This window comes from Chloroflexota bacterium (genome assembly GCA_026710945.1).
Classification (GTDB): domain Bacteria; phylum Chloroflexota; class UBA11872; order VXOZ01; family VXOZ01; genus VXOZ01.
Map to the genome: position 1 here is coordinate 1 of JAPOQA010000021.1, position 14,688 is coordinate 14,688.

13 protein-coding genes are annotated in these 14,688 nt (G+C 57.9%); 11 read left to right on the plus strand and 2 right to left on the minus strand.

Annotated elements, in window-relative coordinates; all coding sequences use genetic code 11:
* Positions 1-416: 416 nt before the first annotated feature.
* Entirely contained in the window at positions 417-782 is a 366-nt protein-coding gene (gene hisI, locus OXE05_03905) for a phosphoribosyl-AMP cyclohydrolase (GenBank protein MCY4436459.1), read from the plus strand.
* Positions 783-784: 2 nt separating this feature from the next.
* The gene (locus tag OXE05_03910; protein ID MCY4436460.1) at positions 785-1,159 is read left to right on the plus strand and encodes a phosphoribosyl-ATP diphosphatase; all 375 of its coding nucleotides are present in this window, start codon (positions 785-787) and stop codon (positions 1,157-1,159) included.
* Positions 1,160-1,271: 112 nt separating this feature from the next.
* Here OXE05_03910 and OXE05_03915 read toward each other — a convergent pair whose 3' ends face one another.
* Positions 1,272-2,141, minus strand: a complete 870-nt coding sequence (locus tag OXE05_03915) for a sugar phosphate isomerase/epimerase (GenBank protein MCY4436461.1) — start codon at positions 2,139-2,141, stop codon at positions 1,272-1,274.
* Positions 2,142-2,683: 542 nt separating this feature from the next.
* Here OXE05_03915 and secG point away from each other — a divergent pair.
* The 3 genes from secG (at position 2,684) to OXE05_03930 (ending at position 5,460) form a co-directional block, all read left to right on the plus strand.
* Positions 2,684-2,899, plus strand: a complete 216-nt coding sequence (gene secG, locus OXE05_03920) for a preprotein translocase subunit SecG (protein MCY4436462.1) — start codon at positions 2,684-2,686, stop codon at positions 2,897-2,899.
* Between the two features lie 118 nt (positions 2,900-3,017).
* Positions 3,018-4,652, plus strand: a complete 1,635-nt coding sequence (locus tag OXE05_03925; protein ID MCY4436463.1) for a peptide ABC transporter substrate-binding protein — start codon at positions 3,018-3,020, stop codon at positions 4,650-4,652.
* A gap of 16 nt (positions 4,653-4,668) precedes the next feature.
* Positions 4,669-5,460 carry a competence/damage-inducible protein A gene (locus tag OXE05_03930; GenBank protein ID MCY4436464.1) on the plus strand — a complete coding sequence of 264 codons (792 nt, stop codon included), beginning with the start codon at positions 4,669-4,671 and terminating at the stop codon, positions 5,458-5,460.
* Positions 5,461-5,498: 38 nt separating this feature from the next.
* Here OXE05_03930 and OXE05_03935 read toward each other — a convergent pair whose 3' ends face one another.
* Positions 5,499-6,692 (minus strand): C39 family peptidase, encoded by a 1,194-nt coding sequence (locus OXE05_03935; GenBank protein ID MCY4436465.1) that lies wholly within the window; start codon positions 6,690-6,692, stop codon positions 5,499-5,501.
* A gap of 374 nt (positions 6,693-7,066) precedes the next feature.
* Between OXE05_03935 and OXE05_03940 the strand changes: the two genes are divergently transcribed.
* The 6 genes from OXE05_03940 (at position 7,067) to OXE05_03965 (ending at position 14,623) form a co-directional block, all read left to right on the plus strand.
* Entirely contained in the window at positions 7,067-7,924 is an 858-nt protein-coding gene (locus OXE05_03940; protein MCY4436466.1) for a sugar phosphate isomerase/epimerase, read from the plus strand.
* 533 nt (positions 7,925-8,457) lie between these two features.
* On the plus strand, positions 8,458-9,468 hold the full coding sequence (locus tag OXE05_03945; GenBank protein ID MCY4436467.1) for an IS30 family transposase: 1,011 nt from the start codon (positions 8,458-8,460) through the stop codon (positions 9,466-9,468).
* Between the two features lie 598 nt (positions 9,469-10,066).
* Positions 10,067-12,055: an alkaline phosphatase family protein gene (locus OXE05_03950; GenBank protein MCY4436468.1), complete on the plus strand. Its 1,989-nt coding sequence runs from the start codon at positions 10,067-10,069 to the stop codon at positions 12,053-12,055.
* Positions 12,056-12,245: 190 nt separating this feature from the next.
* Positions 12,246-12,812 carry a transposase gene (locus OXE05_03955; GenBank protein MCY4436469.1) on the plus strand — a complete coding sequence of 189 codons (567 nt, stop codon included), beginning with the start codon at positions 12,246-12,248 and terminating at the stop codon, positions 12,810-12,812.
* Positions 12,813-13,019: 207 nt separating this feature from the next.
* Positions 13,020-13,766 carry an SDR family oxidoreductase gene (locus tag OXE05_03960; protein MCY4436470.1) on the plus strand — a complete coding sequence of 249 codons (747 nt, stop codon included), beginning with the start codon at positions 13,020-13,022 and terminating at the stop codon, positions 13,764-13,766.
* A 488-nt stretch (positions 13,767-14,254) separates the two neighbouring features.
* A complete protein-coding gene (locus tag OXE05_03965; GenBank protein ID MCY4436471.1) occupies positions 14,255-14,623 on the plus strand; it encodes a transposase in 369 nt (122 codons plus the stop codon).
* The last annotated feature ends 65 nt before the right edge of the window (positions 14,624-14,688 follow it).

The following is a 14,688-nucleotide window of genomic DNA, read 5'->3' on the forward strand; positions in this document are numbered from 1 at the left end:
GAACGCTGCCGCAAACCTGACAGGATGGTCGTCCGGGATCAGTTCCTCCAGCGTCGGCGGCAGCAGCCAGGCCTGTTCACGACTAAACGGTCGCAACGGCATCGTCACTACCTCTCTACAAACTATCCCACTACCTCACCTTGCTCCTCTTCACGCCAGTATACATCCGATAGATATATTTTTGAGACAGCCTCCTCAGGAGAGGGAGTGCCCCTGCTTGAAAGTGGGGTTATGCAATGGTCTCCAAAGGGAAAGACGGATAACGATTTGCAGCACTCGCTGGTGCAGCGTTTTCACACTAGCTGAGTGCCGCTGCGGTATAATTTTGGGGAAGCAAATGCGCTGCATCTCGCATTGACACGATGGAAGATGTGTGGAGTGGTGCATTGTCGGCGGAAACGCACCATAGGAGAATCATGAGCGAAGCAACGATGTCTATGGGTGAGAGTGCGACAGATTCTGCTCTCGAGCGGCTCGAATTCGATGCCCAGGGGCTAGTCCCTGCTGTGGTCCAGGACGCGGACACGAAGCAGGTGCTCATGTTGGGCTTTATGACGAAAGCGATGTTGGCGAAGACACTGGCGTTGGGACAGGTGTGGTTTTGGAGTCGGAGCCGGCAGGAACCTTGGCACAAAGGTGCAACGAGCGGCAATTATCTGAATGTGGTGCAAGTGTACCGCAATTGTGAAGAAAACTCGCTGCTAATCCTGGCTCGGCCTGAAGGTCCAACGTGCCACACCGGCAGTGTTTCCTGCTATTACCGTACGCTTGAAGAGGAATAGCCATGGCCGCGGACAAGTCGCCCGCTGCAACGTCGGCGTCGGTACTCGATGAGGTCTTTGAGACTATTCGTGAGCGGCAGCGGCTGCTGCCCGAGGGTTCGTATGTCACGCACTTGCTAAGCGGTGGAATTGATCGCATTGCCCGCAAAGTTGGCGAAGAGTCGATCGAGGTGGTGCTGGCGGCCAAGAATGAGACACCGGACGAACTGACGGCGGAGCTGGCTGATCTCTGGTTCCACTGTTTGGTGTTGCTGGCACAGAGTGGTGGCGTACCGGAGGACATTTACCAAGAACTCGCCAAGCGGCACGGCAAGCGTCCAAGTTTTCAAGTCAAAGCCGAGGCGCAGTCGCGGTTGCCATCTATCGAGGATACGTAGTTAGGTCGCCGGGCCGGACGATTCGATCCACGAGCCAGAATTCAAATTGGCCACCACTACGCGTTGTGGCAATTCTTCTTGTATCCCGTGGCTGACCGCACGTAAATCAGGTCTAGGAAGCGCTCACATTAGACGGCGCTTGCCAGCCCGTTTCAGTAAGCAAGTCCATGAGCGCCCCGTGCGCTTTGGCAAAGAGATCGTGCCCGGTATAGCCAAATGAGCGCCCGGCAACCTGCAGGTGCGGCTCGAGCGAGTAAAAGCCGTCGTACCCATCCGCTTTGAGTGCGCCCAAGAGTTCCCGCCACTCTGCGCTTCCCTCGCCGGCAACTACGACCTTTCCATCAGGCGACTCTTTGTCTTTTACGTGCACGTAGTGCAGCCAGGGTTTCAGCTCCGGGTAGGCCTCAGTAAACGGCTTCACACCGCATGCGACAAAGTTTGCGGGGTCGAGCGTGAATCGGAAATTCTCAGCCCCTACCGATTCAAAGATGTCCTTGCAGCGCGAGGGCGTATCGCCATAGATATCGCTTTCGTTCTCGTGCAAGAGAAGAATGTCGGACCGATGTTGGCGGGCTGCCTCGCAGAGGGCGTTCAGGCGGCGCATCACCTCATCGCGGTGCTGTGCCGGGTCCTCGCCCTCCGGCATGAAGAACGAAAACATCCGGATGTAGGAGGTTTCAAGGATATCAGCGGCACGAAGCGCGCCCTTGAAGCGTTCCATGTGCGCATCGAAATCATCAGTTATCAAGATCTTGCCAATAGGTGAGCCAATGGCCGAAACACGCATGCCGCGGTTGTCGAGTTCACGCTTAGCCGCGTGCAAATCATCTTCGGTGAGGTCAACGATAACGGCTTTCGGCTTGCCGTTGACGGCAAGATTGCGCACTTCGATGTGTTTGATGCCGAGTTCCTGCATGGCGTCGAGTTGCCCGGCAAAGTCGTCGACGATTTCATCACTAAAGCCGCTAATCTTCTCGTACATGATTCAGTCTCCTCGCAAGCTTTCGGATAGGTCCGTTACGGCCATTCGCAATGCCCAATACTGTTTTTCTATTGACTTGGTACTAAAGCAAGCCGCGACGCTTCAAGTTTCTAGTTCTAGCATAGCGGCTCATCCTGCGCCGTACAATTTCAGATGGTATGCGTGGGAGGATTGCGGAGTCTAGATGACGAAGCAGAACCTGCGCGGGTATGATGAGTGCTGACAAACTGGTATAGACCGGAGTATGAATTCCGGAGCGGTCACTCTGCTTCCAAATCAGAATAAAGTTGGCGCACGCAGAGGCTCCGCTCGCTTGAACATACCCATTGGAGGAAGTGCGGCAAGGATAGGTCTCTACTGCTGCGTGGAAGTTGGTATAATGTAGCCAGCAATACACGTAGCAAAGGAACCTCGAAGGCAGGCGTGGCGTCGGTGCGGTCGGTAGAGGTCAAGGTCGGCAGGACGCGCGCGCAACTGCAGATCAATGCTTTAGACAGATTCCTCAGAGGGACAGGTAGGAACATCAAGGAGAACGCCACACGGTGCAACAGTACCTACAAGTAATCCAGATAATTCTGTCGGTCGCGCTCGTTGCCGCGGTGCTCTTGCAAGCGCGAGGTGCTGCACTGGGCTCGGCATTTGGCGGATCGGACACCATTCATAACACCCGGCGCGGCGTCGATCGTTTACTCTTCAATGTCACGATCGGGATCGCGACGCTCTTCATCATCGTATCCGTTGTCCTTGTGCGCATCTAGTGCGCCGCAGGGGTAGAGTATGACTGATCGGTTGGCGTCGAACTCATCGCAATCGTCGACTTCGTCGCAGTCGCCGTCTACGACGCAATCCCCCACTTCCTCTCGCGTATCCGGGATAGTGATTGTTGGCGGCATTGGCGCGCTGCTGGCGGCGGCGCTGCTGGCATACTTCGCGTATGCTGCTACCGTCGTGGACGTTCCGGATTATGGTGGCACGTACATCGAGGGAACGCTCGGCCCCCCTGCATCGCTGGTGCCGATGCTCGCCAATGACCAGACGGCGCGCACTCTCTCGGGACTGATCTTCAACGGCCTTACGCGATTTGCTGCTGACGGTACGATAGTGCCTGACTTAGCGACGCGATGGGAGATTGACCCTCAGAGTCGTTCCTACGTTTTTCATCTCCGGGAGGGTGTCAGGTGGCATGATGGCACGCCGTTCACGGTGGACGATGTGCTTTTTACTTACGCCATGTTGACGAGCCCCACACGCAATGACCCGGTTTGGAGCAACGTACGGGCAGAACGTGAGGGTAACCGCAGCGTACGCATCTTCTTGCTGAATAATGTGTACGTTCCACTGCTCGAATATGCGATGATTGGGATTCTCCCGCAACATCTCTTGGAGGGCGTAAGCGCCGATCAAATCTTGCTCACTCCGTTCAACCTGGCGCCAGTGGGTACAGGGCCGTACCGTGTTGAAGAGGTGACTGAAGAGTTCGCGCTGCTCAGGGCAAATGAGGACTATTTCGGCGGGTTACCCCGCATCCGCTTCCTAAAATTCAAATTCTACCCAAACGCGGGCGCTACCATAACAGCCCTTGAGCGCGGCGAAGTGGAAGGCGTGAGCTACTTGCCGCCTGCGGAAATAGACAGGGTGAGAGAGATTGCGGATGTAGAGACGTACAGCGCGTCGTTGGCAGGCTATACAGTTCTCTACTTCAACTTGCGTCGTCCGCCGTTTTTCGATCGCAGAGTACGACAAGCCATCGCCCATGCCATCAACCGAGAATATCTAGCCGAAGAGGTGCAAGGTGGCATCGCGGACCCGCTTGAAGGACCGATTTTGCCGGTTTCCCAAGTACACTCCGCCGATGTTGTACGCTATCCGTACGACCCAGCTCGCAGCAAGTATCTACTGGAGGAGACGGGCTGGATCGTGGGCTCTGACGGTGTTCGAATAAAAGGCGAGGGGCGCCTCGCTCTTACCCTGCTTGCCACGGACTTGCCAGGCCACGTTGAACTCGCGGAAGCCATTTCTGAACAGTTGGGAGAAGTCGGGTTTGAGGTGGACATACAAGTTGCCGGGCCCTCAGGACTGCTCAATGACTTCTTGCTCACCCATGAATTCGACATTGCGTTGTACACGTGGTTGCTGAACGGCTTAGAACCCGATCCTTACCTGAACTGGCATTCCAGCCAGATTGAAGGTTGGAATTTCTCCGGCTTCATTGACCCCCGAGTCGATGAGGCGCTGCAGAATGCCCGCAACACCTTGGACCAGAATGAACGAAAACGGATGTACGTAGACTTTCAACGGGCATTTGCGGAGGAAGTTCCCAGTCTGATGCTACTGAGCCCGCGCTACAGTTTCGCGGTCAGGACGACGGTGCGCGGCGTAACGGTTCCGACAGTCCTGCCAACTGTTGACTCCCGCCTCTCCGAGATTGGCAGTTGGTACATTAAGACCAAGAAGAATGTCTTGAACGTGCGCGGGCCCTTGGAAGGTTGGCGAATTCCTTTCTTTTCCTAATGGGAGTGTGTGAAACGTGGCAGAGCCGAAAGTACCAACCGTGCAAATTGTTGCAGTCGGCACCGAACTCGTGCTGGGTCGGATTCAGGACACCAACTCGTTCTGGCTCTCGCAGCAGCTTTCAGAGTTGGGCGCGGAGGTGCGGCGCATCACGGTGATTCCGGATACCTTTGATGAGGTGATCCCGGTGCTGCAGGGAGCGGCCGACGACGGCACAGAGTTCGTGGTGGTTACCGGCGGGCTAGGACCGACGCCGGATGATCTCACGGTTGAAGCTTTTGCCAAACTGCTCAACGAGGGCACCTACCAAGACCGTAGTCTCCTGGAAGACTACATGCGCCGACGGCAAATTGGCGAGGATGAACTGAGCGATGGGCTGCGCAAGATGGCAACCGTGCCGGAAAGTGCGGTGGTGTGGGCGAGTCCCGCCGGCTGGGCGCCGTGCATTCAGGTCAAGAAGGCGAAAACTACCTACTTTGTTTTGCCGGGTCCCCCACGCGAGATGGAAGCACTCTTCGACCGGTACGTCGCGACTGCCATTTCGGAATCGCTTGAGATTAGAAGCGCCGCCCGGCGCGTCTTCGTGAACATGAGCGAATCCGAAGTATCACCACTGATCGAAGTCGCAATGGAGCAGTTGCCCGGACTTTACGCCAAAGCCTACGTCGCCTTGCGCACCGATACGCACATGCCTGTCGATTTTGTGGCGCGCGCTTCCTCCGATCGCGAGGCCCGCGGGATGCTTAGCGATGCCATCGACCAGTTTTCATTGGGCGTAAAGGCATTAGGTAAGGACATACACTACTAGCCCTTTTCCCGCCTCGCTTTGTCGCGTATAGCGCTCTCCTAGGCGGCTTGGCTTTTTTCCAAAGCCTCTCTGGCGGCAAGAAAGTTTGCATTCAGCTCGATGGCCGCAATGAAGTCGCTGCGCGCCCCCGCAAGATCTCCGGTCATTTCCCGCGCGCGCCCTCGCCAATAGTGCCACTCCTCCGAGGAAGACTCCCCTAAGTGGGAATTAGCAAGTGCGATCACGTCGTCGTATCGCCCTTGCACCCAATAGGCTTCAAACGGGCCGAACTGATACCACAACATGCGCCAAGGCAGGCCTAAGTGCCGCGCCCAATCGAAGGCTTGGGCCGCCAGGTGGGTGTCGCCGAGTTGGAGCGCGTTCGTACCCAGATTGAACCAGGCGAAAGCGTTGTTTTCGTCTTGGGAAAGCTCCTGCTGGGCGACGTGCAGTGCCCGCTCCCACATTTGCCTGCCTCTGTTACTCTCGGTAAGGACCGTCTCCACAGCAGCTTGGCTCTCTGAAGGGTAGATGACCACATAAGTGCGATTGAAGACCTGCCATTCTGAGTCAAGTTCCGTGTAGGATACCGTGACACTTGGTCCCACGTAGGAGTCGTGAGCGTGGAACACTTTCGACTGATCATCGTAGCCGTAGAGCACGCGGTAGTGACCCATGCCATCATTTGGCTCCGGTTCAAACCAGAACTCGACGATCACGGGGAAGCCAGCGGACAAGATGCGCTTTAGGAGGTCCAGGTCGCCTCCCACGCCGACGTGCGCCTGAAAGCCAATGCTCTTGACGTAGGCCGTGAACTCATGGGGGCTAACGTTCTTGTCCTTGGGATCGGACTTCAGGAGGGGGGCGACATCTTTCTGCGTCTCCGCGCGGCCGTAGTAGCTAAGCACCATGCCTAAAGAGCTAGGAGCGCAGTTGTTCCACCCCTGGTATTCGTGCCGCAAGCCCTGCAAGAGTGTGAATTTCGGCAGCGGGGTCGACGCCGCAGGCGAAACGGTTTCAGGTTCCGGCGCAAGGACGATTGGCTTCGCTGGCGGGGCGCCCGCTTCATTGCCGCTTGAAGGAACTACGAGCGGCTCAGCCGGTTGCGAGGCAGACTGGCGCTGCGGCGCGACTTGCGGGCTAACCGTCTCAAACTGCGGCGCACTCCGCGCGAACAAGGAGGAAAACCACGATCCGTTCCCAGAAGCGGCAAAGGAGAAGGAGCCGATAAACACGCCGAGCACAGCTAGCATTGCCAAGAAAGGCAACCTGGATGGCCTCCTGCGCCTCCGGGGAGGGCGGGGAATTATCCTAACGTGCACCGGCCTAGCGGCATCCTTCATCGAAGCACCCTCCAGTCTGCTCTCTAGCTATCCTCATCATACTTTACCCTAGTGAGAATGAGAACCATCTTACTCGGTTTCTCTTGATCGTGTAGACACTTTCTTGGGCGATGTCACATGCAATGGGCTGGCGGCGCTGCTCCTTCTTCTGGCATGGTGGCGCGGAATTGGCCGTTGGTTCTGCCCCAAAACCTGCCTACTCTGTTGCTAGCCGATGTTGACGACTCACCCAGGGCACGCTATCGTGCCAAAGGAAAACTCTACACAATCCTTGGAGCAAGGCGATGAAACTCTGTCTATTGACTTACAACATGGCGCGTCATTGGGAGCTGCCGGAACTCATCGAGGTAGCGCGTTTGGGAGGTTTCAGCGGACTGGAACTGCGGGCTGAGGCCGGCCATAAGCACGGCGTGGAATTGGAAACGAGCGCGGAGGAACGCCGGGCGATACGTTACCAGGTGCAGGATGCGTGCCTGGAAGTTGCCGGTATCAGTACCAGTTCGCGTTTCGACACACCGGACGCCACAAAGCGACGGGAAGTCGTTGAGCGCAGCAAGCGCTACATCGAGCTTGCGGCTGACGTCAACGCGCGCCAGATACGGGTCTTTGGCAATGATATGCCCAAGGAGGGCGTGGATGGTGGTCCGCCGCCGCCGCGCGAAGACGTGATGCGCTATGTCGGCGACTCCCTCCGTGAGCTGGGCGAGTTTGCAGAACCGCACGGCGTCAATGTGATGCTGGAGATGCACGGACAATTTAACTTCTGGCACTTCGCCATGACCGCGGTAGAGCACGCCGACCATCCGCAAGTGGGGATTCTCTATAACTGCGACAACCGCGACCTCGTGGGCGGCTCTGTGGCGTCTACGTACAGCCGCGTAGCGCATCTTATCGGCCACGTGCACATGCACGACTTCGTCAATGGGTTTCCGTATGCCGAGCTCTTTGGACTGCTCCAGCGCGACGGCTACGATGGCTATCTTTCCTCGGAGATTGGCAAGACCGAGCCGACGCATGAGGACTACTTCCTCATGTACGCGCAGCTCTTCCGCGCTTGGAATGCCCTGGCCGCGGCCGCGGGCGAAAGCGCTTTGCCCTACTACGCCGCGGCTGCGGGCACAGTGGCGACCGCCGCCGACTAGGCAGTGTTGCTACTGGATTGCGTCCGGCACAGTCTCGTTCACATCGTTCCGAGCGCAGCGTCGAACTGTGTCCGCCGACTTCGTCGAAGACGCGGAATCGAAAGCGTAGGTCGACTTCGTCGAAGACCGCGGGGCTTGTCCCCCCTAATGTTGTCGCATTAACTTTTGGCGCATACCGGTCGTCCTCCTCTCTTGAAATTGGGAGATAGAATGGAGGCGGACACAGCAAATCCGTTCGCCCCCCGTACCGAGTACGGGGCAGGCTCTGAGCACTTCGGCAAGCTCAGCACAGGCTTGTCGCAGGGTGAACGGCGGGGAAAACGGAGTAGAGGTTGCGCCGCTCTCCTCCCCGTTCGTACTTCGACAGGCTCAGCACGAACGGGGAGGACCGACTTCGTCAAAGACGCAGAGCCCATCAAGTTCTATGTGACAGCATTGGGATTTGCCCCTTGCTTGGGGCAGCGCGCGTTAGCGCGGAGGGATGGATTCGCTAGACTCACAAACGAAGTGCAACACTTTGCTGAGGTGTTGCCATGGGAACATACTACAGTCAGTTTACCATTGAAGAGCGGTGTGAAGTGGCCCGACTTCATGCCGCGGGGCAATCGTACCGGCAAATCGCTGCAGCTCTGGATCGCGCGCCATCGACGATTATGCGGGAGGTAAAACGCAATGGAACACAGAGTGGTGAATATCAAGCGGGGTATGCCGATGAACAGGCGTGGGCGCGTCGCTGGGGTGGCGGCAAGTTGGAACGGGACGACGCCTTGCGGGAGAAGGTGCTGGAATATCTGTGGCGGGGCTGGTCGCCGGAGCAGGTGTCGGGGCGCTTGGCGCGGGAGAAAGGCGCGCCGGTCATCTCCCACGAGAGCATCTATCGCTTCATTTATGGGCAGATTGCGCGCACCAAGAACTACGCTTGGCGCTCCTTCCTGCCAAGCGGCAGGGCGAAACGACGCAGCCACCGGCGCAGTGGGCGCAGTCCGGCCTCCTTCATCGCGCAGCGCCGGCCTGTGGCAGAGCGCCCGCAAGCGGCGGCCAACCGCCAAACGCCCGGCCACTGGGAGGCAGACCTGATGCTCTTTGGGAGGCATGGTCGGGCGGTGCTGACCCTGCACGAGCGCCATTCGCGGCTGCTGCTGGCCACACGCACCGCCGGCAAGGCGGCCGACCCGATTGCCAGCGCCATGTGCGACCTGCTGGCGCTCGTGCCCCAAGAGTGGCGCCAGACCGTCACCTTCGACAACGGCACCGAGTTCGCGCGTCACTACCGCCTCCACGACTTGGGCCTCCAGACCTTCTTCTGCGACACCCACGCTCCCTGGCAGAAAGGCGGTGTCGAGAACGCCATCGGCCGCCTGCGCCGGGTGCTGCCGCGCAAGACCGACCTGGCCACGGTCACCAAAGAACGCTTTGCGCACCTGGTGCAGGTCTACAACCACACCCCGCGCAAGTGTCTTGACTTTCAAACCCCAGCAGAAGTGTTTCTGAATCAGGTGTTGCACTTGAAATGTGAATCCACCTTCCCGCTTTCACGGGAATGACGAAACAAGAGCGGGAAAGGCGCAACGAGCTTGAGAATAACGAAACAAGATTGGGGATGACGGAAAGGAGCATCAGAGTCTTTCGATTATGCCTCTGGAGAAGCTGACCGCTGCTGTCATTCCGAGCAGAGCGTCGAACAGGGTTCGCTGACTTCGTCGAAGACGCTGACTTCGTCGAAGACGCGGAATCTAAGGTGCTCGCCTAGAAGCAATGTTGCTTGGTTGTAGGCATCTTAGACCCTTCACTCTGTTCAGGGTGACAAATCGAAAGACCCTGGAAACGAGCATGGGGATAACGCAAAGGGCGCGGCGGGAGATACGGAGGCAGGCGGTCTGTTTTCAGGGCAATAGCGGGCCGGGTTGCTGCCTATGCTAGGGCAATGACGCGCTGGTTCTTGAAAAGTCAACACATCCGAGCAGTCTAACGCTTTTGCAATGGGGGGTAGAAACTCCGGTAGCGTAGGTTTGCAACCTGCGCTCCGGTAGCATAGGTTTGCAACCTGCGTGGTCTTACCGTGTTGCGGGGCAACGACGCCACAGGCAACTGGCCATCATTACAATAATGTTGAACCACTAGCAAGCAGAGGGAGCAAGTCTCATGGCCTACCGCCCCCCGGAGAAATTGATCGTATTCGGCATCGACGGCCCAATTCTGCCTACGCTGCAGCGGCTCATGTGCGAGGGGCGCATGCCGCTCATGCGGAAACTCGTAGCAAGCGGCACGTGGGCGGATAACTGCTTGGTGCCGTATCCCACGATAACGCCGCCAAACTGGACGACCATAGCAACCGGCGCTTCGGCTGGGCGCACCGGCTTCACCGACTTCAACGTCCACTGGAAAGGGGAGCCGATTGGCACAACCCACGCGGCATTCGACTCGCGGTGGCACTCAGCCGAATACTTGTGGGAAGCAGCCGAGAAGGTGGGGAAACGGTCTATCGTCATCAACTGGCCTTCTACTTGGCCGGCGCGCATGCAAGACGGCTGGCAGATCGCCGGGTACGGCCTCTCGGTCAACGAATGGCACGATCATCCTACGTTTCACCACGCGTACACCTTCTCCGGCGATGCCCTTTTCTCTACCGAAGACCATGTGGAAGGCACACTGGTGGAGGTGGAAACTGCGGAAGGCTGGCAGGGGCACGAGGCAGATGGTGAACACTTGGAGGCTGAGTTACAGTGGCGCTTCCGGTACCCCAAGTACACGATGAAACCGCTTACGTGGCATGCGCTCTTGGAACCGGATGCACAGGGCGACTATACGACGGTGCACATTTGCGAGGACCGCGACCGCGCAACCGCTATGTGTTCGCTAAAGGTAGGCGAGTGGTCGGACTACATCGTTCGCGAATTCACGAGCGAAGAGTTGGGGAAGACCGAGGCGATCTTCCGCATCAAGCTGCTTGAGTTGTCTGCGGACGGCGAGATGGTAACGCTCTTCGTGACGCCGCTTTGCCAAATCGACGGCTGGACCTTTCCGCAGGGCTTAGACCGCGAGATCTTCGAGAATGGGCAATGCCGCGGGCTGCCGGCGCCGTACCTGGGGTTACGCACGTTCCGTATGGGCTGGTTCGACGCCGATACGTTTATCGAGCTTTGCGACATGCACCACCAGTGGTTTGCCGATGCTGCAAGGCACCTGATGAACGACAAGCCCTGGGACCTCTTCTTCATTCACATCCATACGCCTGACTACTTCTACCATCTCTTTGCCAGCGAGGTCGATCCGGCGCTCAACCGCAACGCGGAGAGCCTCAAACACTGGCAGGAAGTCGAGGCGCGCATGTACGAGAGTCTGGACCGGGCCTTTGCAGACATAGCGGAAGCTGCGCCGCGGCGGACGCTTTATGCTTACGTGTCGGATCACGGCGCAAAGGCGAATGGATACAAGTGCAACCCCGGTCAAATCCTGATTGACGCGGGGCTTACGGTGCTCGCTGAAGAGGAAGACCCCGATGCTGTGGCGCACTTCGCGGCCTATACGGGACGCAAGCAGGTGGATTGGTCCAAGACCCGCGCGGCCGCCAGCGGATCATCGTACGTCTGGGTAAACCTGAAGGGACGTGACCCGGAAGGGATCGTGGAGCCGGAAGACTACGTTGCCGTGCAGAATGAGATCATCAAAGCTCTCTACGACTATACCGACCCGGAGACCGGGCTAAAGCCCATTGGCTTTGCATTCAAGAAACAGAACGCCCGCATGCTGGATCTCTACGGCGATTCTACCGGCGACGTGGTGTTCTGCTACGCCGATGAATACGGCTCCCAACACGGACCGCAGTTTCCATCCGCCACCGATGGTATGGGCGATATGCGCGGTCTCTTCGCGCTCTCCGGGCCGGGTGTAAAGAGAGGGCACGTGCTGGAGCGCAACGTCAGCCTGAAAGACCTTGTGCCTACGGTCTGTTATCTCATGGACTTGCCTGTGCCCGCCGCTTGTGAAGGCGCTGTAGTCTACCAGGCGCTTGCCGACCCGGACGCTCCACTCAAGGAACGCATGCGCCTCCAGCGCCACGTGGACGTGCTCTCCGGCGTAGCGGAATCAGAAGCATCAATGACGCATACGTACCACAAGGCGGAGGGATAGCCGCTGCGTGGGATTTCTACGATACTAACCCTGCAACATTGAAAACAGCAGGACCTCATAGAGCTACCAAAATGAGACCGTTGCTCCGGTAGCGCAAGTTTGCAACCTGCGAGATTGACTCTTGTGACCCAGAGGAGACCAATGCTCCGGTAGCGTAGGTTTACGACCTGCGCTTGGGTAGCGGTCAGCGATGCCATGGGTTAGCGAGTACATCGGAGAAGCGGGTGTCGTGGTGAAACGTAAAGTCTTTGACTCTTCCGGTAGCGCAGGTTTGCAACCTGCGAAATCGACACTCACAACCAAGAAGAGAAATCTCCCCCACTGGCAGTTGGGCGGCTCCGCGTATTTCCTTACCTTTCACCTGCATGCTAGCGTCAGGGCGAATCTAAGCAGGCGTGAGCGTGCTGTCGTGAAAGAGGCTGTCCTCCATTGGCATCAGGTAAAATGGCGCGTGCATGTGCTAACTGTGATGCCAGACCACGTGCACGTGTTGGCTTCGCCACTTCAGTCCGCTTCAGCCGAGTGGTACTCATTGAGTGGGATAATGCATAGCGTTAAGAGGCACAGCGCTCGCCAAATCAATCTCGTCCGAGAACGCCAAGGAAGACTGTGGCAAGCCGAGACCTACGATCGGATCGTAAGAGACGAGGCTGAATTTGATGAAAAGTCACAGTACATTCTGGCCAATGCGCTGAAACGCGGCTTGGTAGAAGACCCGTGGAAATACGACGGATTCTGGTGTGAATCTATAAATTGATGGAGTATGGCGCAGGTTACAAACCTGCGCTACGGGAAGGTTGTGATGGTTTTGGTGAGGTACGTCAGAATGCGCATCCGATTCATTGAGAGTGTGAAGGCGTGCGCAAAAGACGCAGGTTACAAACCTGCGCTACCGGAGAAACCGTTCCTCGATGGTAGCGCGTTGCAGTAGGTAGAGATTAGAGTCTGTAGGGGAAGGAAGAGAATGGCAAATCAAGAAGGTTCGGGCCGCTTGGCGGGCAAGGTGGCGGTGATTGCCGGGGCCGGGGGCGGCATGGGGAGCGCGACTCCGCTGCGCTTTGCCCTCGAGGGCGCAAGAGTCCTGCTGGTTGCACGGCGCGCGGAGCCGTTGGAAGTGCTGGCAAGGGAGATCGAGGAGCGCGGAGGAGAGGCCGCAGTAGCTACAGGTGACCTGGCAACGCCTGCGGGCGCTGCGGCAATGGCCCAAGCCGCTCTCGATCGTTGGGGGCGTATCGACGTGCTCTTCGACAATCTCGGCGACTACGCCTACGGCGGCCAGAGGCTGCACGAAACGGCGCCGGAGGAGTGGCGATACTTGCTGAACATAAATGTAGATACCGCCTACTATTGTGCTCATGCAGTGTTGCCCGCGATGATGGAACAGGGCAGCGGATCTATCCTCCTGGTCGCGGCGGCCTCGCGTACGCGCCGGGAAGCCAACGTCGGCTATGCGGCGGGCAAAGAGGCGCTGGTCGGTCTGACCCGCACCTTGGCGCGGGAGTATCGTGAAAACGGCATCCGCGTGAATTGTATCTGCCCCGGCGCTATTGGCGACTCGCGGGGCCCGGAAGATGCCGGCTTGCCGCCGGCGGCGCTTGACCGCGACGGCCATCCGGCCGACGTAGCGCATTCAGCAGTATACTTGGCCTCAGATGAAGCGGCGTGGGTCACGGGACAGATCCTCGACGTGGATGGCGGTGATTCGCTTTGAGTCATGGTTGTGGCGCGTAGGCTTGGTTGACCGCCTCACGCCAAGCAGCGGGTTCTAGGGTGTAGGCACTTTGCCGTCATTGCTATGAGAAGGGACCACAGCCGGCAGCGTCATTCCCGCGGCGGCACTTGGCGCGTCGCGGAGTACCGAGAGACCATATACGCAACTAACATTGTTGTCAGATGCTGCGCGTCACTTTGAAGAGCAAAGCGACAGAGACATCCGCGCGAACGCTTTAGATTCCTCGCTGCGCTCGGAATGACATAAAGTGTGAACACACCTTAGTTCGCTTGGCAGCGATAGCGGTTGGGGTTAGCGTAGAGCGCCTGTTTTGCTGAACGCCAAGAAGTCGGTGTCCAGTTGCCAGCTTGCCCGTGACTTAGACCTAACCCAACAAACCGCCTGGTACATGGCGATGCGGATTCGCAAGGCTATGCAGGACGATAGGGAACTGCTGTGTGGGATCGTAGAGTCAGACGAGACCTACATTGGCGGCAAAGTCAGAGCAGAGCCAGCGCCCCCGCGTCACCACCAAGCTCATCAACTACTTCCTGCGCCACAACGTTGACCCACGCTCAGTGCTCGTGACTGATTACTGGCCAGGCTATAACGAAGTCCGCGACTGGATGCAGCACCTATGCATCAACCACAGCGTCGAGTACGTGGACGGCCCCATCCACACGAACATCATCGAGGGCTTCTGGGCGTTGGTGAAGGGGCGATCTCCCGCTAACATCATCACTACACCGTCGAACCATGCGGCGATGTACATCGATGGAGCAAGCTACAAGTACAACACGCGCCGCTCAGAGACGCCCTGGGACGACTTCATGGCGCGGGTGGTGGGAGTGAGTTAGGCTCCGCGAACCATAATCCGCAGCAGTCTGAAATAGAGCAAGCAATTGGTAGCGTCACAGACAAT

Bases quoted from the DNA above. Each gene is read 5' to 3' on its own strand.
- hisI (MCY4436459.1), top strand. From the start codon at position 417: ATGAGCGAAGCAACGATGTCTATGGGTGAGAGTGCGACAGATTCTGCT.
- OXE05_03910 (MCY4436460.1), top strand. From the start codon at position 785: ATGGCCGCGGACAAGTCGCCCGCTGCAACGTCGGCGTCGGTACTCGAT.
- OXE05_03915 (MCY4436461.1), bottom strand. From the start codon at position 2,141: ATGTACGAGAAGATTAGCGGCTTTAGTGATGAAATCGTCGACGACTTT.
- OXE05_03935 (MCY4436465.1), bottom strand. From the start codon at position 6,692: ATGCTAGCTGTGCTCGGCGTGTTTATCGGCTCCTTCTCCTTTGCCGCT.
- OXE05_03940 (MCY4436466.1), top strand. From the start codon at position 7,067: ATGAAACTCTGTCTATTGACTTACAACATGGCGCGTCATTGGGAGCTG.
- OXE05_03945 (MCY4436467.1), top strand. From the start codon at position 8,458: ATGGGAACATACTACAGTCAGTTTACCATTGAAGAGCGGTGTGAAGTG.
- OXE05_03950 (MCY4436468.1), top strand. From the start codon at position 10,067: ATGGCCTACCGCCCCCCGGAGAAATTGATCGTATTCGGCATCGACGGC.
- OXE05_03955 (MCY4436469.1), top strand. From the start codon at position 12,246: ATGCCATGGGTTAGCGAGTACATCGGAGAAGCGGGTGTCGTGGTGAAA.
- OXE05_03960 (MCY4436470.1), top strand. From the start codon at position 13,020: ATGGCAAATCAAGAAGGTTCGGGCCGCTTGGCGGGCAAGGTGGCGGTG.